This window comes from Methanolobus psychrotolerans, assembly GCF_002243045.1.
Taxonomy (GTDB): Archaea; Halobacteriota; Methanosarcinia; order Methanosarcinales; family Methanosarcinaceae; genus Methanolobus; species Methanolobus psychrotolerans.
Window position 1 is genome coordinate 1 of the sequence record NZ_MBKP01000021.1, and the last position, 20236, is coordinate 20236.

General features: G+C 42.4%; 20 protein-coding genes and 2 tRNA genes. 12 read left to right on the forward strand and 10 right to left on the reverse strand.

Annotated elements, in window-relative coordinates:
- Window positions 1-593 precede the first annotated feature (593 nt).
- Entirely contained in the window at window positions 594-3641 is a 3048-nt protein-coding gene (locus BB781_RS08535; protein WP_094228080.1) for an FAD-binding and (Fe-S)-binding domain-containing protein, read from the reverse strand.
- 196 nt (window positions 3642-3837) lie between these two features.
- On the opposite strand from BB781_RS08535, the gene pyk reads away from it, so the two are divergent.
- Window positions 3838-5277: a pyruvate kinase gene (gene pyk, locus BB781_RS08540; protein ID WP_094228081.1), complete on the forward strand. Its 1440-nt coding sequence runs from the start codon at window positions 3838-3840 to the stop codon at window positions 5275-5277.
- Between the two features lie 95 nt (window positions 5278-5372).
- Window positions 5373-7097, forward strand: a complete 1725-nt coding sequence (locus BB781_RS08545; RefSeq protein WP_129582670.1) for a sensor histidine kinase — start codon at window positions 5373-5375, stop codon at window positions 7095-7097.
- 2 nt (window positions 7098-7099) lie between these two features.
- Here the strand turns inward: BB781_RS08545 and BB781_RS08550 are convergent, their stop codons facing one another.
- Genes BB781_RS08550 through BB781_RS08565 form a run of 4 tightly spaced genes read right to left on the reverse strand, consistent with a single transcriptional unit; the run spans window position 7100 to window position 9549 of the window.
- The gene (locus BB781_RS08550; RefSeq protein ID WP_094228083.1) at window positions 7100-8080 is read right to left on the reverse strand and encodes a formylmethanofuran dehydrogenase; all 981 of its coding nucleotides are present in this window, start codon (window positions 8078-8080) and stop codon (window positions 7100-7102) included.
- Between the two features lie 4 nt (window positions 8081-8084).
- Window positions 8085-8453 (reverse strand): ATP-binding protein, encoded by a 369-nt coding sequence (locus BB781_RS08555; protein ID WP_094228084.1) that lies wholly within the window; start codon window positions 8451-8453, stop codon window positions 8085-8087.
- 17 nt (window positions 8454-8470) lie between these two features.
- A complete protein-coding gene (locus BB781_RS08560; RefSeq protein WP_340637515.1) occupies window positions 8471-8836 on the reverse strand; it encodes a CGGC domain-containing protein in 366 nt (121 codons plus the stop codon).
- 53 nt (window positions 8837-8889) lie between these two features.
- Window positions 8890-9549 carry an NAD(P)/FAD-dependent oxidoreductase gene (locus BB781_RS08565; protein ID WP_094228142.1) on the reverse strand — a complete coding sequence of 220 codons (660 nt, stop codon included), beginning with the start codon at window positions 9547-9549 and terminating at the stop codon, window positions 8890-8892.
- A 91-nt stretch (window positions 9550-9640) separates the two neighbouring features.
- On the opposite strand from BB781_RS08565, the gene BB781_RS08570 reads away from it, so the two are divergent.
- The 4 genes from BB781_RS08570 (at window position 9641) to BB781_RS08585 (ending at window position 12375) form a co-directional block, all read left to right on the forward strand.
- Window positions 9641-9997 carry a winged helix-turn-helix transcriptional regulator gene (locus tag BB781_RS08570; protein ID WP_094228086.1) on the forward strand — a complete coding sequence of 119 codons (357 nt, stop codon included), beginning with the start codon at window positions 9641-9643 and terminating at the stop codon, window positions 9995-9997.
- A 58-nt stretch (window positions 9998-10055) separates the two neighbouring features.
- Window positions 10056-10238, forward strand: a complete 183-nt coding sequence (locus tag BB781_RS08575) for a PspC domain-containing protein (RefSeq protein ID WP_094228087.1) — start codon at window positions 10056-10058, stop codon at window positions 10236-10238.
- A gap of 105 nt (window positions 10239-10343) precedes the next feature.
- Window positions 10344-11009 carry a YbhB/YbcL family Raf kinase inhibitor-like protein gene (locus BB781_RS08580; RefSeq protein WP_242492590.1) on the forward strand — a complete coding sequence of 222 codons (666 nt, stop codon included), beginning with the start codon at window positions 10344-10346 and terminating at the stop codon, window positions 11007-11009.
- A gap of 40 nt (window positions 11010-11049) precedes the next feature.
- Entirely contained in the window at window positions 11050-12375 is a 1326-nt protein-coding gene (locus BB781_RS08585; RefSeq protein WP_094228088.1) for a glycerate kinase type-2 family protein, read from the forward strand.
- On the opposite strand, the gene BB781_RS08590 is transcribed toward BB781_RS08585, so the two are convergent.
- On the reverse strand, window positions 12372-13214 hold the full coding sequence (locus BB781_RS08590) for a TatD family hydrolase (RefSeq protein WP_094228089.1): 843 nt from the start codon (window positions 13212-13214) through the stop codon (window positions 12372-12374). The two genes, BB781_RS08585 and BB781_RS08590, sit on opposite strands and share 4 nt — an antisense overlap.
- A 108-nt stretch (window positions 13215-13322) precedes the next feature.
- Here BB781_RS08590 and BB781_RS08595 point away from each other — a divergent pair, with 108 nt between their 5' ends.
- Window positions 13323-13553, forward strand: coding sequence for a hypothetical protein (locus BB781_RS08595; protein ID WP_129582671.1), 231 nt, complete (start codon window positions 13323-13325; stop codon window positions 13551-13553).
- A 117-nt stretch (window positions 13554-13670) separates the two neighbouring features.
- Window positions 13671-14699, forward strand: coding sequence for an isocitrate/isopropylmalate dehydrogenase family protein (locus BB781_RS08600; RefSeq protein WP_094228091.1), 1029 nt, complete (start codon window positions 13671-13673; stop codon window positions 14697-14699).
- Window positions 14700-15035: 336 nt separating this feature from the next.
- On the opposite strand, the gene BB781_RS08605 is transcribed toward BB781_RS08600, so the two are convergent.
- Window positions 15036-16391, reverse strand: a complete 1356-nt coding sequence (locus BB781_RS08605; RefSeq protein ID WP_094228092.1) for a homocitrate synthase/isopropylmalate synthase family protein — start codon at window positions 16389-16391, stop codon at window positions 15036-15038.
- Between the two features lie 261 nt (window positions 16392-16652).
- Here BB781_RS08605 and BB781_RS08610 point away from each other — a divergent pair, with 261 nt between their 5' ends.
- Window positions 16653-17156 carry an amino acid-binding protein gene (locus BB781_RS08610; RefSeq protein ID WP_094228093.1) on the forward strand — a complete coding sequence of 168 codons (504 nt, stop codon included), beginning with the start codon at window positions 16653-16655 and terminating at the stop codon, window positions 17154-17156.
- 30 nt (window positions 17157-17186) lie between these two features.
- Here BB781_RS08610 and BB781_RS08615 read toward each other — a convergent pair whose 3' ends face one another.
- Window positions 17187-18407: an NAD(P)/FAD-dependent oxidoreductase gene (locus BB781_RS08615; protein ID WP_094228094.1), complete on the reverse strand. Its 1221-nt coding sequence runs from the start codon at window positions 18405-18407 to the stop codon at window positions 17187-17189.
- Window positions 18394-19083 carry an HAD family hydrolase gene (locus BB781_RS08620; RefSeq protein ID WP_094228095.1) on the reverse strand — a complete coding sequence of 230 codons (690 nt, stop codon included), beginning with the start codon at window positions 19081-19083 and terminating at the stop codon, window positions 18394-18396. Before BB781_RS08620 ends, BB781_RS08615 begins: the two co-directional genes overlap by 14 nt.
- Before the next feature lie 179 nt (window positions 19084-19262).
- On the opposite strand from BB781_RS08620, the gene BB781_RS15715 reads away from it, so the two are divergent.
- Window positions 19263-19415, forward strand: coding sequence for a hypothetical protein (locus BB781_RS15715; protein WP_164997829.1), 153 nt, complete (start codon window positions 19263-19265; stop codon window positions 19413-19415).
- Window positions 19416-19506: 91 nt separating this feature from the next.
- Here the strand turns inward: BB781_RS15715 and BB781_RS08625 are convergent.
- Window positions 19507-19581 (reverse strand) — tRNA-Arg (locus BB781_RS08625).
- 236 nt (window positions 19582-19817) lie between these two features.
- Between BB781_RS08625 and BB781_RS08630 the strand changes: the two genes are divergently transcribed.
- Both BB781_RS08630 and BB781_RS08635 read left to right on the forward strand, forming a co-directional pair.
- A tRNA-Cys gene (locus BB781_RS08630) sits at window positions 19818-19889 on the forward strand.
- A gap of 120 nt (window positions 19890-20009) precedes the next feature.
- Window positions 20010-20204 (forward strand): MoaD/ThiS family protein, encoded by a 195-nt coding sequence (locus tag BB781_RS08635; RefSeq protein WP_094228096.1) that lies wholly within the window; start codon window positions 20010-20012, stop codon window positions 20202-20204.
- Window positions 20205-20236: the final 32 nt, after the last annotated feature.

Below are 20236 nucleotides of genomic sequence, written 5' to 3' on the forward strand. Positions count from 1 at the left end.
GTTTACCATTTACGTTCCTTCCAAGGTATTTGGAGCGGTGTCGGATCTGTTTCTTTTCTTTGTCATAGTATGGGATATCTTCATACCAGTATTCAATTCCATTTATTTTCTTGATACGTAGTGTGGATTTCATATGTGCTTATAATATAAGCGCACAATAATATTTAAAGATTATGAAACACAATTCCGTAGAAGATGTAATTCATGCGCAGGGCGCATGAATTGGTAAGTAGTAAAAAGGCAAAAAAGAATATGCGCTTAAATTTTGGGAACTAAGGTTATAATTGTAGTTAGGATGAATGGGATATTGCTAGTTCTAAACATTAAATATTCTACATATTTTTCTGCTCCAAGGGTTCTTGCTGCAAATATCGTAAGAAAGAAATTAGCAATATTTGGTAGACTTAAACCAACTATCAAAATAGTAAAACTGTATAGTTTTTCTTTTGTCGGCTTTAACAAACATTGTAAATTCATGCATCATATCAATGCAATCCATATTTAAAAATATTGTTATGGCCACGTAGAGTAACATATTGAGATTAAATAATAATTTGACATTGCTCTAAAGCAATATCAAACATTTCTTTTCTTCAGTTCGCCTTAATATATGCTATCATCTTCGGTGTCAACAAAGGTATGATCTGCGGAAGCATGTTAGGCAAAAGATTACCCATGGCAGCCGGCATAAGGTCGGGCATCTGCTCGATCATGTAATCCGGCATCGGGACTCTCTTCTCAACAGCTTTTAGCATCTTAGGCATGACCTTTGGCATCAAAGACGGCATGAGCATAGGCATCATTATTGGCATCATTGGCTTCATGAGTATATCCATGCCGGGTACGTACTTCACTGTCTTCATCATGGCTTGCATGTATGATGGCATGGCACCGATCATGTCAGGCAGGAGTTCTACCATCATCTCGGTCATGTTCTCCGGCTCCATCAGTTCTATCATCTTTTCAAAGGTGGCCCATGCAACAAGAGCATCGTTTGTCGTATCAGGCAGGTCATAACCAAGACTGCGTGCTGCAAGTGCTCCAAGATCCTGTATCTCCATGTTGACATTGTTCTGCTTTGCAGCGACCCTGAACTGCACAAGACAGCACGGACATAGTGCAGCCATGATATCAGCATCCTGGTCAACAGCTTCCTGCAAACGGACATTTCCTATTTTACTGGCCACTTTCGGCTCGTCGATAAGCGTTACAACGGAACCACAGCAGAGTGCCTTCTCACGGTTATGTTCCATCTCTTTGAACTTCACTCCCGGGATGGCTTTCAGCAATTCCCTTGGTGGCTCATACACACCAGCGCCTGCTCTTCCAAGATGACATGAATCATGCCAGGCAATGGTCTTGTTCAGGGGTATCTTGAATTTTGGTTTCAATACATCAAGCTTATCCACAAGCACTTCAGAATAGTGCTTTGCCTCTATATTGAATTCCATTCCAAGTTTCTCAGCCCACTGCGGATAGATAGTCCTCCACATAAGCAGGCAGGCAGGACATGATGTGACAACTGTCTTAGCACCATGCTTCTGCATGTTGGCGATGTTCATTTTCAGGATCCTCTCAAACACATCCCACTTTCCGGCAACGAGCATTGGTATTCCACAGCAGGATTCTTTGTCTCCAAGGTATGTGAATTCTATCCCTGCCTCATCCAGCAGCCTGACAGTTCCCACAGCAACGTCCTTCTCAACAAAGGATGCAGTACATCCGGCGAAGTAGGCAATATCTGCTTTTTCCTTGATCTTCGGCCGGATGTCATCAGGTATCCACTTGTCCCTGTCGACCCTGTAATTCGCCCATATGTTCCTTTCCTTGTCCAGACTTTGAGCCATGATCTCAAACGGAGGAATAGTCATCATGCCTCTCTTCTGGACAAAGTTCTCCCTGAGTGTCATCCAGGAACGTTCGATGGGCAGGTCAAGCTGGCAGTAATAATCACACATCTCACAGGTGGTACATGCAAGGAAAGTGTCAACCTGTTCCTGGTCAAGGGGCAGCTTTCCGGCAAGATATTCCTTAATAAAGAACCACTTGCCGCGAGGGGATTGTGATTCCCAGCCGCGTCCATAGTACTGGTCACATTCGTTGACACAATACCCGCACTGTGCGCATGTGAAAGCATGGGAAATAATATCCCCCGGCAATCCTTTCTCATCTTTGAATTCCTGATTGCCGACTCCGGACATATTTCCAACCATGCGTGCCATAGGCTCGAATACCTTTGCAAAGGAAAGCCCTGTATTGATCATGGACTTACCTTTCATTGTTTCAGGGTTCATTATGTCATCAGGATCAACCTGTTTTTTGAAATCCTGGATAACTTTAAAACGATCTTTGTATACTTTTGCAGCCTGGCTTGCAAAATAAAGACCGGATGCATAAATTCTTCCACCGTTCTGCTCAGCTATCTTAATAATACTCAGGGCAAGTGGGAAAGCGAGGTTATATTTGAAGGATCTTTCCGAGTGGGGCATGAAACAAAGCATAATGGCTTCTTCTCCCTTTGTCACCATTCCTTCTATAAGTACAGGGAGGCTGATTTTCTTATCGATCTCATTGAAGATCGCGTCGATCTTATCAACGGGTACAACCACTTCGGCAGGAATAAATGAAGGACCAAGTCTTTTAACCTTCATTGACCTGAACCATTCCTGTGTTTCATGTTCGGAGATCTCTTCCGGCAGGATATCTCCACCAGCTTGATTTATTATGCCTTTGAGGGCACTTACATCCCTTGACTGGGGATAGGCAAAGTTGCATATGTAGGAAAGCGGCAGTTCTGGTCTGTGCTCATCAACTGTTTCTCCGTAGTGTGTCTTATACGGAGCTTTGTTCTTCATATCAGCCCATTCTGGATTCAGGAATGAGATTGCCCACACCGGGACTTTTTTCTCTCCTACTTTTTTGATTGCTTCCTTCATGCTGGAAGCATCGGGGAATTTTGCAGAGATTGCTGCGGTCTTTTCATATTTCCTTATTTTCAGGGTTACGTGTGTGATTATTCCAGTAGTGCCCATGGTTCCGATAATCTTTCCAAGTTCATCGCCGGAGAAATCTTTTACCTCACCGTTTGGCAGGACAACTCTTGCGGAATCCATAGTGTCCTGCGACCAGCCGTACTCATAACTTCCGTAACCCACACCATTTTGTGCAAGCCATCCTCCTACGGTCGCCGAAAGTGCACTTGATGGTACTGCCTGTACTGCCAGTCCTTCTTCGTTAAGTTTCTCCTCAAGATCATACCAAATGGCACCTGCGCCCACGGTTACTCTGAGATTCTCTTTATCAATGTCAATAATTTCCTTCATAGGGGTTACATCGGCAATGATTCCTCCTTTTGTGGGAATAATACCTCCATATCCAGATGATGCTCCTGCTCTAGGTACGACGGGAATCTTATATTTACGTGCAAAATTGATAAGCTCGATGGCTTTTTCTTCATTCTTGACCTTAACAATTGCAGCAGGCTTTGTCTTACCAACCATCATTTTGACAAGAGATGGCAATGCTCCCACATCATGTGTGTAAAAGTGTCTCTCCTTGTCCTTGAAATTGACACCTCTTCCAAAGATTGCAGAGAGTTCTTTCTTTTGTTGCTCGGTAAGTTCAAACTTTGAATTTGTCATGATAAACCCCATATTATATTGGATTCTATTAGTTTAAATAATTTTGAATGATGTATTATGTATTATATAGTAACTTGAATACTTCTGAGTATCCTATATATAGTAACTTGAATACTTCTGAATAAGTCTTAATTTAATCAGTTCCATAAAGGGATACAAGATTAATTTCTGGTTATTTTAAAAGGTGGGATAAAGTATGGATTTACCCGATAATAAAACAAAAATCGTATGTACTATTGGCCCGGCCTCTTCTTCTGAAGAGGTACTCAGGGAACTTATTATGCAGGGCATGAATGTTGCCCGGCTGAATTTTTCTCATGGTGATCTGGATGACCACCGCATTATCATCAAAAGAATACGGGGAATATCTCGGGAACTAAACCGGGTGGTGGCTATAATGGCAGATCTTCCCGGGCCAAAGATAAGAGTAGGAACAATTCAGGATGAACCAATGATGCTGGAAAAAGGGGCGCAGGTAATCCTTACTTCCAGGAATGTTCCAGGAAAGGACTTAATAATCCCTGTTCAATATAGCCAGATAACAGAAAGCGTCGTTCCAGGAAGTCCTATTTACCTGAACGATGGTTTTATCCAGCTTGATTGTACACGCATCGAAGAAGAGGACATTCATTGTGAAGTTGTTGTCGGTGGCCCCCTTTTCTCCAAAAAAGGCATCAATCTGCCCGGTTCCAGGCTTTTCATCAATCCCATAACAGGAAGGGATCTGGAGATTGTTGATTTCGGACTTGAGGAGGGCTTAAGTATATTCTGCCTTTCCTTCATAGAATCAAAAGAAGATATTATCCAGGTCCGGAACTATGCTGCAAGCCAGGGTAAAGAGATATTCATCATTTCAAAGATCGAGAGAGAACAGGCTGTCAGGAACATAGATCAGATCCTCAAAGAGACGGATGGTGTTATGATCGCACGTGGTGATCTTGGTGTGGAGATCCCGATACAGGATGTTCCGATCGTGCAAAAGGAGATCATACACAAGGCTAACCTTCTGAGCAAACCAGTAATAACCGCAACGCAGATGCTTGAATCCATGACTGCCAACATTCGTCCTACCCGGGCTGAAGCTACAGATGTGGCAAATGCTATAATTGATGGTACGGACGCAGTTATGCTTTCTGCTGAGACTGCAGTAGGGATCTATCCGGTTGAAACTGTAAAGATGATGGTAAAGATCGCCAGGTCAACTGAAAAATGGAGAGACCAGAGTACAATAGGTCTTGAAATGATGAAAAAAGCTATCCATAAAATGCATCCCGGTGTAGAGGATATGATATCCATACAGGTGAATGATGCTCTTCGCAATCTGCCTGTACTCTATGTTATCACTCCGACGGTTTCAGGAAAGACTCCTCGCCATATTTCCAGGTTCAGGCCGGATGTCTGGATACTTGCCTTTAGTCGCTATCCTCTGACATGCGAGCAACTTGCAATGCAGTATGCAGTTTATCCCGTTCTTGTTCTTCAGAAGGTATATGATTGGGAGGAAACTTCCATGGAGGCACTTAAAAAAGCAAGTATCGTAGAAGCAGGAGATCTGATAATTCTTACCCAGGGTCAGGTGTCAGGACACGGAAAGCCAGGTGGAACGAATCTTCTAAAGTTCATCGAAGTAAAATAATTGTTGGTTGCTGCCACTAATATTACTATGTAACAGTGTTCCATAATCCATAAATATCTTTGGCATTATAGACGCATTTGCACATTTTAGGAGGAGTGTCAATAAATAAGGAAATGCTGGGTTTGTTTGCCAGAGCAATACTACTTATAAGCATCTTCAATTTAATTTTCCTCCCATTGGTGAGTTGTGAATCCAATGTTTACAGAATTGGTGTTCTCTCTGTTTATGGGGAACGTGAAAATTCTATGGAGTCATGGATACCAACTGCAGATTATCTTTCAGATAGTATCCAAAATTCCACTTTTGAAGTACTTCCTCTTGATTATGATGAATTCATTTCTGTTGTAAATAATGATAATATTGATTTCTTCTATACAAATCCCATGCTTTATGTGGAAATGGCGCACAAAAACGGAGCTAGCAGAATAGCAACCTTTCAACCATCGTGGAACAACTCTTCATATTCTGGATTTGGTGGTGTTATTCTCACAAGAGCTGATAGGGATGACATAAAATCTCTGAAAGATCTGAAAGGCAAATCCTTTATGGCTGTCAGTGAAAGATCACTTGGTGGATTTCTGGCTGCTGCAGGGGAGCTTCAGCTTAATGGTATAGATTACAGCGATTATTTTGACGAACTAACATTTGGCCATACGCATGATAATGTAGTTCTTGCGATTGTTTCCGGGGATGTGGATGCAGGCACGGTCAGGACCGGTACCCTGGAGAAAATGGTTCTTGAAGGCAAGATCAACATTGAAGACATTAAAGTTCTCAATCAGAAGGAATATGATGGCTATCCTCTTCTTGTGAGCACAGACCTTTATCCTGACTGGGCTTTTGCAAAGACTGGTTCAACACCGGGTGACATTTCAAAAGAGGTCTCTATCGCCCTTTTGAGCATGCCTCCAAATAGTAATGCTGCCATGGCGATTGGTTCAAGTGGCTGGGCTGTTCCGGCAGACTACATTTCTGTAGATAATCTGATGAGAGAACTCAGGATAGGCTTATACATACATTATGGGCAGGTTTCCCTCACGGACTTTTTCATACAGCACTGGTATGTTTTAACTCTCCTCTTTATGTTCTTCATTATTATGGAGGTAAATTCACGCTGGATGCTGGACAAAGCGAAGAAAGCAAAACTTGAGGACTCTAACAATCTTAAGGATCTCTTTACAGATATCATGAGACACGACCTGTTAAATCCGGCAGGTATTGTCAAAGGATTCAGTGAAATACTGTACATAAAAGAAACAGATGAAGAGAAAAAAGAAACACTTAAGATGATAAATGAACAGACCGATCATCTTATATCAATGATAGGTTCTGCTGCAAAGCTTGCAAAACTTGAATCATATGAAGAGATGGAATTTGAAACAAAGGATATTGGTTTCATATTGTGGAAAGTTGTTGACAGTTTTGCTCCTGTATTCGCAAAAAAGGACATTATACTTGATTTTAATCAAAAAGGTGAATATCCTTCCAGAATAAATGATGTAATTGAAGATGTTTTTTCCAATCTGATATCCAATGCTCTTAAATATAGTCCCTCAGGCACAACGATCAGGGTGGATATTGCCGATATGGATAAGAACTGGAATATAATGGTGGCAGATGAAGGAGATGGAATCCCCGATGAATACAAACCGTATGTTTTTGAAAGATTCAAAAGGATTGATAAAACAGGTGTAAAAGGGACCGGTCTTGGTCTTGCTATTGTCAAAAGGATAGTTGATATTCATAAAGGCACAGTTGGTGTAGAGGATAATCCAAGGGGCAAAGGATCAGTTTTCTGGGTAATGCTGAACAAGGCATAAGATCAGTCGATCTTACGCATAGCAATAGACCCGTCACGCATGTGGACTTCTACATACTTCTGTTTATCCTTATCCGGTTCGTACTTATTGTAGAGCATGGATTCAATCCTTCCGGCATCAGTTAGTTCCCTGATAAGTGCACTGTCTTCTCCTGTCATTCTAGACTTTGCAGCAGGGGGATTTGTCCTGGCTTTACTCTTTGAGTAGATAGCTCCACCTTCCATTCCTGCGCCAATGAAACCCCTTGCACTCTTGAACAGGAGTTTTCCATCTTTCATGTAGGCACCGGCAAATTCTCCCACATCCCCGTGGACTATAACAGTTCCTCCATTAAGGTGCGAACCTGTGTTCATGCCTGCGTTTCCGTGTACAACGACAGTGGCATTCTTAGATAGCATGCCAGTTCCGTTGTAGGCATCACCTTCTATGATGACAGTTGCAGCGCATGGGCATCTTGCAGCAACAGTACCCCTTGGTATATTGTCTTTAAGAATCAGTATCTTTTGTTCTTCGTTGTAGCTGTTATCAATGAGCTTATCTTCTCCGATGCCATTGCAGAGGAGATCTGTGATTGAGCGGAACTTCCGATAACCCTTGACATCGGATTCAAGTTCCACTATATTCCCAAGGGGATAATTTATGCCACCTTTGATATAAAGGATTCCGGCAACCATTCCAATTCCGGTTTCAGGTCCTACATTCCCCTGGACAAATATTCTTCCTGTTTCTTCAGCCTCGCCGCTTCCGCCGAAGTGCTTCAGATCTGCTCCCATATTATAGGCAAAGTTCTTTCCGGGATTGCCTTTTATATGGATCTCCCCGCATGATCTTAGTTCATTGACAAGGTCCCTGTAAGTTATTTTAGTACCATTCTGGGTTGGTATCAATGAGTCCGGTTCAAGACTCTTATTATGCCAGTAGAAATTGAAAGTATAGTCACAGAGGTAATCTGCCACTTTACTAAGTTCAATCTCAATTGTCATTATCTCATCCGTGGATAAGCTGTGGGAGGCATCTTGTACAAACCCAGAGGTTTTCCATATTATGCCTTACGGGCATCAGGTAATTATTTCCTTCACCACGGCCACAACTGAAACACTTAATCGAGACATCAGTCTTTTTTAGCTGTGATTCAGCTTTCTTCAGGTCAAAGGGAATAGCTTCTCTTTCCTCGATGGTAATTGCGCCTTCAGGGCAAACGCCTATGCAGAATCCCATGCCGTCACAAAGTTCTTCCGAAACGACCTTTGCCTTTCCGTCAATTATCTGTATAGCTCCCTCGGCACAGGGGGATACACATTTGCCGCATCCGGTACATTTGTCTTCATCTATTTTTACTATTAGTCTTTTGCCCATGTTGCACTCTCCAGATATTAATGATGTGTTCCTTCCACAAGTTTTATTCCTTCATTTTCAACAGTTCTCTTAATTTCGTCAATGTGTGGGCATTTAGGATAATTCTCCATTTGCATGCAGGAACTCAGATGGATAACATCCACTCCACGCTTCTTTAATGATTTCAGCAGACGGTATACTCTACGACCGGAACATCCTCCACATGTGAAAAAGGCAACCATCTCTGCGTTTTCATCGTAATCTTTGAAACGCATGCTTCTTTTATTGAAAGCCATAAAGCATCCGACGCCCGGGCAAGCTTGCGAGACTATATCACACCTTATAACTGCTATTCTTGTGACCGGTTTAACATCTTCGATATTACCAGCTCCGTTTTTAATGATTTTATAAAATAAAGAAAAGCAGGGGATTATCCCCTGATAAAAATATATCCCAGTTATAATCCGATCTCTGCCTTGAATTTGTCAAGTCCTATTTCATCGATCACTCTGCCAAGACGGTGCTTTGAACCGTTGGTTTTGCAGAAGCTGACAATCTTTTCAACAAGTGCAAGTACTTCATCTTCTGTTAATTCATCTGCTATGATATCAGCAAGTCTTGGTTTTATTGCTGCATTTCCTCCAACCATAACGGTGAATCCCTTTGGAGTACCCATGACACCGATATCTTTAATAGCAGGCTCTGAGCATGAGTTTGCACATCCGGAAACAGCCATTTTGAATTTAGAGGGTAGTGGCATTCCATGGTACTTCTCATCAAGCTTCAGGCCAAGACTTACAGCATCCTGTTGTCCTCGCTTACAGAATGTCGTACCCGGGCAGATTTTTATACTCCTTACACAAAGTCCAATGGCAGCACCTGGTTTTACTCCAAGGTCTTCCCATGCTTTGTCCAGATCATCTTCTTTTAATCCCACGATAGCAACTCTCTGGGATGAAGTTACTTTTAATGTTGCAGCTCCATACTTTTCCGCAACATCTGCAATTTTACGAAGTATATCTGCAGAAACAATTCCGCCTGGCAGATGTGGTGCGATAGCGTATGTTTCCTGGTCTCTCTGTAGGATTGCTCCCTTTTCAAGTAAATCTTTTGCCATATTGGTCACTCCTTCTTCCAAAATTCTCTTCTGGATTACTGATATATTATGGATACTCTCTTATATATTGGGTGGTTTCTTATTAGATACTATGAAGGATTGTACAATCTATAAAACGGTTGATATCGTCGGCAAAAAATGGTCTTTATGTATTATGCATGAGCTATACAAGGGTGAAAATAAGCAGAAGCGGTTCAACGAGCTCAAGAACAAATTACAGGATGTTACTCCTAAAACCCTTTCTACAAGATTAAAGGAACTGGAAGTACATGGTCTTGTGGATAAAAATGTTGATGACTCAGTATTCCCGATAAAATGCGAATACTCGCTTACCGAAAGTGGTGAGGAATTCCTGAACATATTGCAGAACATCAAGACATGGGGTCTTAAGTGGCAGTTTGAGAATCCGGAATGTGGTGGAACCAATTGTAAGACATGTGAACTGTGATTATGAATATGGTATCTGCTCTAAACCCTTTATTCAAAACCAGTTGCTGAGGTAAAATATGGAAAAGAAATTAAGACGCTCCAGGAGTGATAGGATTATTGCAGGCGTATGTGGTGGTCTTGGTAAGTACCTTGGGATTGATCCTGTGCTTATAAGGCTCTTATGGGCTGGTGCTATATTCATTTACGGAACAGGACTTTTTGCCTATATTCTCGCATGGATCATAATTCCAGAGGAATGAATCCTGAAAGTTTCCCTGTAACTGGTGTTTTGTGCATTTAACAATTTGTCTTTGCAACCCAAAAATAATAAATAGGCTGTAATTAGTGTATAACTGGTGGGAAATATGTCCGGGGTTAATAGTTCGGTTCAACATTCAAATGAAAATACTGTATGCTACCGGTTTGCTGCAGTACTTGCGATGATATTTCTATTGTTAGTTATTTTATCTCTTTCCGGATGTCTGGAATCGGCTGATGAAGGGCCGGATCTTCTTCCGGAACCTTATGAATTGAACGAGTCTCTGGAAAATTCAGGTATTGAGGAAGATGTTGTTTCTAATCATGCAGGCATAGGAAAATTAACTGTAACCAGCTCCTCTTTTGAAAATGATAGTATGATCCCTCAAAAGTATACTTGTGATGGGGAGAACATTAATCCATCACTGGATGTGGGAAATATTCCGGTGGATTGTGTATCGCTTTTACTGATAATGGAAGATCCGGATGCACCTTCCGGGACTTTCACACACTGGGTGGTCTGGAATATCGATCCCAATATTTCAATTGCTGAAGACAGTATTATGGGTATTGAGGGAGTAAATAGTGCAGGCAGGATATCTTACACTGGCCCTTGTCCTCCTTCGCTTAGTCACAGGTATTTCTTTAATTTTTATGCACTTGATACGAAGCTGGATATTGAAAGTGGTTCTGCCCGGAGTCTTGTTGAGAATGCTATGGATGGCCATGTCATCGCCTATGGGGAACTGGTTGGAAAGTATAGTCGCTCATGAACAATCAAATCCCTGTTATAATAAAATATAGTGATGTCATATGGATGAAAAAATGAGAAATGATGCTTATTCAATTATGTCAGGAGCTATTTCTGCAGTAGAGCCTTCTGCATGTATTTACAGGGCTGTTAAGAAGGAAGGCAGGAGTATTATCATCAATACCCGTTCCTATGATCTTTCACTTTACTGTAACATTTATGCCATTGCTTTTGGTAAAGCTGCAATACCGATGTCAAAAGCCATTGAAGATATCCTGGGCGATTCCCTTGCAGGTGGCATCGCCGTTACAAAGCATGGATTTGGCGGACCGCTTACAAAAATGAAGGTATATGAATCAGGTCATCCGATGCCTGATGAAAATAGTGTTGCCGCCGGAAAAACAGTTCATGATTTTCTAGAGAGGACTGACGAAAAAGACCTTATATTATTCCTTATATCCGGTGGTGGTTCAGCTTTGATCACGCTTCCGCGTAAAGGGGTATCCATCACAGACATCGTAAAACTGACTGATAGTCTGATGCGTGCAGGTGCTACAATTGATGAGCTTAATACTGTCAGAAAACATATTTGTTCCATAAAGGGTGGAGGGCTTGCCAAAATGGCTTATCCGTCAGAATCCGTAAGCTTTATACTTTCTGATGTTGTGGGAGATCCGCTGGATGTTATTGCATCCGGTCCTACGGTGCCCGACACGTCTACATTCAGTGAGTTCAATGAACTAGTTGAAAGGTATAATCTAAAATTATCTCCTGCTGTGAGTGGATTACTTGAGGATGGTCTTGAGGGCGTGATTGAGGAAACTCCCAAGTCAGGTGCCCTAGTTTTTGAAAAAACATCTAATTATCTGGTTGGCAATAATGCCCTTGCTCTCCATGAAGCCGAAAAAAGAGCATCTGAACTTGGATATAATACCATGGTACTTACTTCATCAATTGTTGGTGAGGCAAGGGAGGTTGCCAAGGTATTTGCCGCAATTGCAAGGGAGGAGAGGTTAAGGTCTACTCCTCTGCCGCTTCCTGTATGTATCCTTGCAGGAGGTGAGACCACAGTGACAATGAAAGGAAAAGGGACAGGTGGGAGATGTCAGGAATTGGCTCTTTCTTTTGGTATAGAGGTTCCGGATCTTAAAGGTGTTCTTTTGCTTGCCGCCGGTACTGATGGTAATGATGGTACGACTGATAGTGCAGGTGCATTTGCAGACGGTGGCACCGTCCAGCGGGGAAAAGATGTGCAATTGGATGCACGACGCTATCTGCAAGACAACGATTCATATGCTTATTTAAAGGAAACAGGCGACCTTATTGTCACAGGTCCAACAGGTACCAATGTAATGGATATCTACATAATCATTGTTGGCAGGCTCTAAAGCTCAATGTCGACGTCATAGACCTTTTCCGGGTTTTCCTTGTGGATCTTCCAGAAAGGTTCTTCCCCAAATTCACCTGCAAGTTTTAAAGTTCTTTTCGGTATGGTTTTTGGTCCAAGTACGGTTCCGGGTCTTTGTGGATCATCGATATAATCAGTTTCCATCATGAATCTAGTTCCTTGCTGGAGTGCTTCTTCGATAGCACCTTTACCTGCAAGCACTCCGGGAAATATGCCAAGTCTCTCACAAACATCGACAAGTGGCGGGGCATAGTGTTTGACAACCCTGTGGAGTTTGATACCTGTCTTTTTGGCACGTTCTGTTATGTCAACAAGTTCCGGCTCGCCTACACTTTCAGTATGAAGCTGGACAGCACAGTCAAGGTCAGCGGCCAGTGTGAATGCATATTCCATTACCTTATTAGAAGCATCCCATACTTCAGGACTTACGGGGTAGTGTGGCCTTCCACTTTTAAGTCCCACGGCAAGCCCTCTTTTAACATAATCTGCTGCAATGTCCAGGCCGCCTTTCATTGTTTCTACAGCTTTTGAGAGTTCCATGTATTCGGTGAGTTTTGTTATTTCTGCCGGATGAACTCCAAGCACTGGAAAAGAAGTGACTCCAGTCTCATTGATCTGGCGTGAGATGTCAACTGTTTCCTCAAAGACTGCTATCTGGTCTTCAGGTTTTGTCACCTTTATGCCAAGGGTCCAGCTTGGCTTCATTACAAGGAATATATGGGTGCCTCCTGCCTCCTGGAATTCTTTGACAGCTTTCAGTCCCTTTGCCCGGGGGTCGATGTGCATGTGTTCGTCTGTGATGGGGAAATTGTGTGTCATAATTACCTATATGAGCTTATTTTATCTATAACGGTATGGTATGCTTATGTATGCGTAAAGGTAAGCAAGGTAATTATCTATAAATGCTTATTATGTCAATATAATCATATGAATGCCCGGCTCTTTTTAAGACACAGGGAAGTCAGGTTGAGCCTGATGTCCATATTAGGTCAGTTGATATTGATTACTTTCACTTCCGTTAAACTGGTGGCCGGGGGTGTATCCACAGAACAAGATCTGGTTCTGGTACTTGTTCTTATTGGTTTCGCTTTTATCTTTGCTGTGACGATACTGAGACTGCGTAATTTAGCAAAGATCACTGATTATCCGGAGATTTGATCTTTTATTCCTGTATTTTTTAGCGCCTATTTCTTTTCTAGGTATGACATATATATGATGTAGTCGTCAATAAAGCAATTTGCGCATTATATTCATTAATCAGTGGAAGGTTGAAATATGACAAAATCAGCAGCAGTTATAAAAGGCGATGGAGTTGGCCCGGATCTTGTAGAAGCAATGCTTAAGGTCGCAGGCGCTGCAAACAGCAATGTCGAGTTCATTACATGTGATGCAGGAGCAACCTGGTGGGAAGAGAACGGTGGCAACTCACTCATTCCTGATGAGACATGGGACCTCCTAGACTCTTCAGATGCATGTTACAAGGGTCCTACAACAACTCCTGGAATAGTAGGTGCACCAAGAAGTGTGGCAGTATCTATCAGGCAGAAGTACAACCTGTATGCAAATGTAAGGCCAATAAAGACTTTCCCGAACACTCCAAGACCACTTGGTGATGTGGACTTTGTCTGTGTCAGGGAAGGAACAGAGGGCCTGTACATCGGTGAGGAAGTAAAACTGACAGAAGATGTATCAATCGCTATCAGGAAAATAACACGTACATCCAGTGCAAAGGTTTCAAAGTATGCTTTCGAGGAAGCAAAGAGAAGGAACTGCGATGCGGTTGTAGCAATTCACAAGAGCAATATACTGAGAAGGACCTGCGGTCTTTTCCTTGAAGAGGTTGAGAAAGCTGGTAAGAACTACGATGGTATCGAAGTATGGGAATACCACATTGACAACATTGCCCAGCAGCTTATCAAGAATCCTCAGCTGTTCAACAACAAGGTGCTCCTTTCAACAAACCTGTTCATGGATGTAATCAGTGAGGAATGTTCCGCACTTGTAGGAAGTATCGGACTTATCTACTCCGCAAACATCGGTGACGACTTCGCTATGTTCGAACCTGCCCACGGTTCAGCACCAAAGTACGCAGGCATGGACAAGGTCAACCCTGTTGCAACCATCCTTGCAGGCGCATGGATGCTTGATTACCTTGGTGAGAAAGAAGAGTCAAAAGCAATCTTCGCAGCTACCGAGAAGGTCATCACAGAAGGCAAATACCTCACCTATGACCTTGGCGGCAATGCAAAGATGAGCGAAATGACAGATGCTATTGTAAAGTATGTCGAAGCTGAGATGAAGTGATTTCATCTCATGTGTCATCGGTTAAGAAGATAATTACACATATCATCTTAATTTCTTTAACGGTTTGCAAGAATTCGAAACAATTGTATGCTGGAGAATGGCGTTGATTTCATGAAAATTGACCATAATCTACTCAATTGACCATAATCTACTCCAGACATTTGGTATAAAATCGATAGCAAACAGGCAAAAAAATCTCCTTAACCGATGACCAATGGATTTCATCTCGTCTTTTTTCTTTTAAAATCATCAGGTCAATAAAAAAGTAACAATGGTGAATATCTTCACCTTATATTATTTTTAGCTGCCATCCTCAGACAGCAGCCGAATAAAATATCAGTCTACTTCATCGTGCATGCGGGCTTTACGCACCTTGGTCTTATTCTCAGACTCAGGCTCGCATTCATTGTGTTCTTCATCCTCTTTGCGGTGCATATCCTTGCTTACTATAGAGTTAAACATGAAGTACTTCTTCACGTAGGCAGTGATCTCCTCGTCGGATATGCAGGAAACCCTCTTCTCGTCATTATAGAGTTTCTGGATGTCTGCCTGGATAGCCCGCAGACGCTTGTCATCTTTTCCAATCTCTATCTGTACATCCATCAGTTCGTTCATTGTTTCCTGGACCTTGTACCTGAGAACCTCGATACCGGATGAATCTCCTATGAGGAATATCCTCTTTCCGCCAACTATCTCGGGTGGATAGGGTTCGTATGTGAACGGGTTCTTGATGACACCGGCAGAGTGAATGCCGGATTCATGGGCGAATACATTGATCCCGACAACTGACTTGTTCCTTGGTACGCGAATACCGATTTCCCTTTCCATGAACTTTGCAAACTCGACCAGGGATTCAAGGTTGTACTTGTCAAATCCTTCAATGCGCCTTGCGAGGAACAGCAGGAGCTTTTCCATTTCTGCGTTTCCTGCTCTTTCTCCGATTCCCAGGAAAGTAACATTTGACCAGTTGGCACCGTGCCAGTATCCCGCAATAGAGTTAGCAACGGCAAGACCGAAGTCATCATGGCAGTGAGTTTCGATGTTCTTGACATTCAGTTCATCTTTCAGGTATCTGATGATAGTCGGCATTCCGTATGGTTCATCGACACCAACAAATGGTATGCCAAATCCTATAGTGTCACATATGCGTATGGTACACTCAGGATCGATGTCCATAATCTTCTTAACAAGAGGGAATGTGAAATTATAGTTGTCAGCACGGGTCATGTCCTCGATATGAGCCCTGGTACGAAGACCATGGTCCACTGCATACTGAAGTGCCTTGAGGTATTTTTCCTCGGCTGCCTCGCGGGTTGGCAGTCCCATCTTATCGAAGATATGCGGGTCAGAAACTGACATGAGGATGCCTGTCTCTTCTATGCCGTCAATATTCAGGACCATGTCGATGTCAGCAGGGTTTGCACGTGCCCATCCGGTAATTTCAGGGAATTCATAGCCCTGGTCCATCATGAGTTTGATAGCCTTTCGGTCCCTGTCATTATAGACAAAGGACTCGAGTTTCTCAATTCCTATTTCATGAAGGTAATTGTATATCTGGAATTTCTGCTGGCTCTTCATTACGATACCAGGCATTTGTGCCCCGTCCCTGATCGTGCTGTCGCTGATACAAACCTCCTGTCCGTGAGGCAACTTTATCTTTGGAAGGTCGTCATAATCCTTGTATATTTTCATTCCATACCTCCTTTGGTGTAAATCATCAAAATTCCGGAGTACATATTCCTGTTGTAGAAATGAGCGATGTTAAATTCCGATGTCCTATTGGAAAGTGTTTTAACTCCGGCTGATTATCTTTGTTGAAAGGTGAATTTCAATCTATTATAGATGAACTCATACTTAAAATGTCCTTTCTTTGTGGGTGACTGGGTATTTTATTTACTAGTGTCCTGTAAAATAACCTTAAATCTTTATAATTTAAACGATTATATGGCTCATATGTGGAGCGCATTACTCAGTAAGTTCGAAAAATATCCGGCCCAGCAAAAAGTATTAAAGCTTCTTTTTGAACGTGGTTTTCAGGTCAATAATGAGGGCAAGGTAACCTCTGGGACTATCGAGATAGCCCACACACAGCTTGCCAGGGAGGCAGGTGTGGACAGGCGTGTTGTAGATTCCACAACAGAGGTAATACTCTCCGATGATGTGCTCAGAAAAATCTTCCAGAATGTCCGATCAATACCTTTCCTTCGTGATGTAGCGCCCCTGATGGGGCAGGGTGTTATTATAATAACACCGGATGATGCATCTCACAAAGGTATCATCTCTGAGGTATCCACAGTTATAGCACAGCACAATATAAGTATCCGGCAAGCTGTATCTGATGATCCTTTCTTCACCAATGAACCGAAACTCACAATAATCACAGATACCAAGGTTCCAGGCAGTATCGTAGAAGAATTGCTTCGGCTGGACTCGGTCAAAGGAGTAAGCATCTATTAAAACAGATGTAAAGCACATATAATGCAGAATTCAAATAACAGCTTTTGCAAACGCGCGGAAGACTTTGAGCATGTGCATCGATCTGGAAGGGTGCAACATTTTCTTTATTAGTATTGAAGGATGGTCCATATCCCCATAACGTGTGATGGTGTCAAGGATAGTGAGATTGTTCATTGAACCTATCAGTTCGTTAAGTTCATTGTCCCCAAGCCCGCTGACAAACCGGTGTATCCTCATCCCCATTGCAAGCTCCTTTCCTATTTTTGCCCGCCATCTTCGGTCATATTCCGATAGGAAATTCGCAGAATTGTCTCCGTTGGCAACTGCCCTGGCAGCCACTTCCCCTGCTATTTTTGCACATACGGCACCTGTATATATCCCGCCTCCGGAAGTTGGTTTAACCTGACCGGCGGCATCACCTGCTATAAGTATTCCCTCAGAATATGTTTTTTCAAGTGGTCCTAAAGGTATTCCGCCCATTACAAGGTCAAGTTTCCCTCCACCGTATCTTGAAGCAATGTGGGAATTCTTTGTAAGCAGATTTTCGAGTACATGATATGCTGTAACATCTTTTTGTGATTTAGGCACGGATACAGGGTCAATTGCTATTCCTATTCGGGAAATATTTTCATTCACCGGGACTGCCCATGCAAAGAAGCCAGGTGCCTGAGAGCCTACGAACAATTCCACGAAATCAGCATTATCAGAACGATAAGGTACTTCTGCCTGTATTCCTGACAATACCTTACTAACCTTTCCAAGGCCTGCCATTTTTGCCACCTTGCTGCGAACGCCGTCTGCACCGATAACAACCTTTGCTTCCAAGGTTTCAGGCATTCCTTTTCTGATGACTGATACTCTTTGTTTCCCGTCTGCTCTTTCGATGCCATTTACCCTTGCGTTCAGCCACAGGTCAACATCTTCTTCAAGTGCCATAGCAGCAAGCCTACGGTCAAACAACTTCCTTGATACGACATAGGCTTTTGTCTTTCTCCCGTCGATCGGGAGGCATTCTCCGTTCATAGGATGCACAAAAGCGCCTCTAACAGAATTTAAAACAAAATCTTCAGAGGGTTCAACATCACACTCGCCGACTGCCCGGGTACTCAGCAGTCCGGTGCATCCCACCGGACTTCCTATGAATGCGTGGTCTTCAAGCATCAGCGTCCGTGCGCCGTGCATGGCGGCATATCTTGCAGCTGTAGAGCCTATAGGTCCTGCTCCTACAACAATAACGTCATATTCTGTCATTTTTAGTTAGTTCCAGAACCAGTTCCAGTACTTCATGGAAACTATTGATTATATGGTCAGGTCCTTCTATTCCTGTAATCCTGTCGGCTGCACCATTGCGGTCCCCGTAAGCCGCATATGCAGTCATCATTCCGAGTTGTTTTGAAGGCGCAATGTCCCTACGCAGGCTATCTCCTACAAAAAGAGTTTCATGTGCTGAAAGTCCCATGGTATTAAGGGCATGTTTGAATGGCTCATGGGCTGGCTTTTTTGTACCTGTCATGTCATAAGCTGTGAGCGAATGCAGAAGTTTCCCGATACCGACTTTTTCAAGCCTTATCATGGCGTTTCGGCTGTTCGCATCAGTGACTATCCCAATCAACAGCCCCATTTCGTTTAATTCCACAAGCGTTTCACTGACATGTGGATAAAGTCTGATATGCTTCACTTTTTCAGTCTCGTATATCATGACACATGTTTCATATTTTCCAAGGGGCTGTATCTCGTTGTCTATCATGTAGTCTTTTATATTCTCCGGGTTCTCAAAGCCGTGTTTTTCCCTGCGGAAGTACTCAAACAGTTCATCAGGATCCCCTGCACCTAAAAAAGTGATAATTTCGGTGCATGCTGTCATCTTTGCTTCGACAAAGTCAAAGAGTGTGTTGTCCATATCAAAGATAATGCCCTTTATGTTCATGTGTATCAGTTTATTTATTTTACAGATTTGGTACTACTTTCTAAATCTAAATGTCAGTTTTCTATTTATATATTCGGTGATGAGACTACTATATATTCTTATATTATATATTTAATTATATATATATATGTATAATTAAATATTAATGGAAATACGCGTTTCCATTGGAGGTATTTACTTTGCCGGAATCATTAAAAATAGGTATGCACGAAAGAACCATTTCACGAATGAGCCCGGAGCCTTCTTCTGAACTTAAGGATGAAAGGTCTGCCAGATCTGAAAAAGAAGGATTCTATTCTTCCCGCGGACAGGCATTCATACGTGTAAGATGAAACTAAATTTCCCATTTCCATTTTTAAGTAGATTGATTTCTTTTTCCTTTTGTGGAATGCTTCTGATTTATAAGGTTCACTAAAATATTTTTGGCGGACCTGCCGGGACTCGAACCCGGGTTCTAAGCTCCGGAGGCTTAAGTGATATCCGCTACACTACAGGTCCATCTTTGAATGTTTAACTCGTTCTGCATGTTTCTCATTGAAGATAAATATAATGTTGTTTCAACGTTGCTTCAATGTTGATTTGATGCCTGTCTAATATTGGTTGAAGTACTATTAAGAATGTCTGCCACAGTTTGAATGGAATTTCAGGGTATTTTCCATATATAAGTGCGAACAAAAATGTTATATATCACAGTTGTGTATTAGATGTGTTCACAATTGTGATGAAAAACGTTTGCCAAGGTGGCGGAGCGGCTACGCAATCGCCTGCAGAGCGATTCCATCCCGGTTCGAATCCGGGCCTTGGCTTGAGGTATTTAACCTCTGTCCTTAAGATGTGCGGGAGTTTTCTATGGCTCCTGCTAAAAAACGTATAACTCCAACCAAAACCCCTTATTTTATTTTTTATCATCGATTGCATGTAGGACTATGAAAGTAAAATTGCCATCGGGTAAAACAGAGGAAATGAACCTAGGATCGCTTACAGTTGAAGAACTGCTGCGCATTCTTGATATCATTCAGGGTGAGGTCCTTGTATCAAGGGATGGTAATATAATTCCTGAAGACACGGTACTCAACACTGATGACAATGTCCGCATAATGCAGGTAGTCTTCGGCGGCTGAGTCAAAAATAAGTTTATTGCATCTGATCCTGT

Coding starts and splice junctions, on each gene's coding strand:
- BB781_RS08535 (WP_094228080.1), bottom strand. CDS start 3,641: ATGACAAATTCAAAGTTTGAACTTACCGAGCAACAAAAGAAAGAACTC.
- pyk (WP_094228081.1), top strand. CDS start 3,838: ATGGATTTACCCGATAATAAAACAAAAATCGTATGTACTATTGGCCCG.
- BB781_RS08550 (WP_094228083.1), bottom strand. CDS start 8,080: ATGACAATTGAGATTGAACTTAGTAAAGTGGCAGATTACCTCTGTGAC.
- BB781_RS08555 (WP_094228084.1), bottom strand. CDS start 8,453: ATGGGCAAAAGACTAATAGTAAAAATAGATGAAGACAAATGTACCGGA.
- BB781_RS08565 (WP_094228142.1), bottom strand. CDS start 9,549: ATGGCAAAAGATTTACTTGAAAAGGGAGCAATCCTACAGAGAGACCAG.
- BB781_RS08570 (WP_094228086.1), top strand. CDS start 9,641: ATGAAGGATTGTACAATCTATAAAACGGTTGATATCGTCGGCAAAAAA.
- BB781_RS08575 (WP_094228087.1), top strand. CDS start 10,056: ATGGAAAAGAAATTAAGACGCTCCAGGAGTGATAGGATTATTGCAGGC.
- BB781_RS08580 (WP_242492590.1), top strand. CDS start 10,344: ATGTCCGGGGTTAATAGTTCGGTTCAACATTCAAATGAAAATACTGTA.
- BB781_RS08585 (WP_094228088.1), top strand. CDS start 11,050: ATGGATGAAAAAATGAGAAATGATGCTTATTCAATTATGTCAGGAGCT.
- BB781_RS08590 (WP_094228089.1), bottom strand. CDS start 13,214: ATGACACACAATTTCCCCATCACAGACGAACACATGCACATCGACCCC.
- BB781_RS08595 (WP_129582671.1), top strand. CDS start 13,323: ATGAATGCCCGGCTCTTTTTAAGACACAGGGAAGTCAGGTTGAGCCTG.
- BB781_RS08600 (WP_094228091.1), top strand. CDS start 13,671: ATGACAAAATCAGCAGCAGTTATAAAAGGCGATGGAGTTGGCCCGGAT.
- BB781_RS08605 (WP_094228092.1), bottom strand. CDS start 16,391: ATGAAAATATACAAGGATTATGACGACCTTCCAAAGATAAAGTTGCCT.
- BB781_RS08610 (WP_094228093.1), top strand. CDS start 16,653: ATGTGGAGCGCATTACTCAGTAAGTTCGAAAAATATCCGGCCCAGCAA.
- BB781_RS08615 (WP_094228094.1), bottom strand. CDS start 18,407: ATGACAGAATATGACGTTATTGTTGTAGGAGCAGGACCTATAGGCTCT.
- BB781_RS08620 (WP_094228095.1), bottom strand. CDS start 19,083: ATGAACATAAAGGGCATTATCTTTGATATGGACAACACACTCTTTGAC.
- BB781_RS08635 (WP_094228096.1), top strand. CDS start 20,010: ATGAAAGTAAAATTGCCATCGGGTAAAACAGAGGAAATGAACCTAGGA.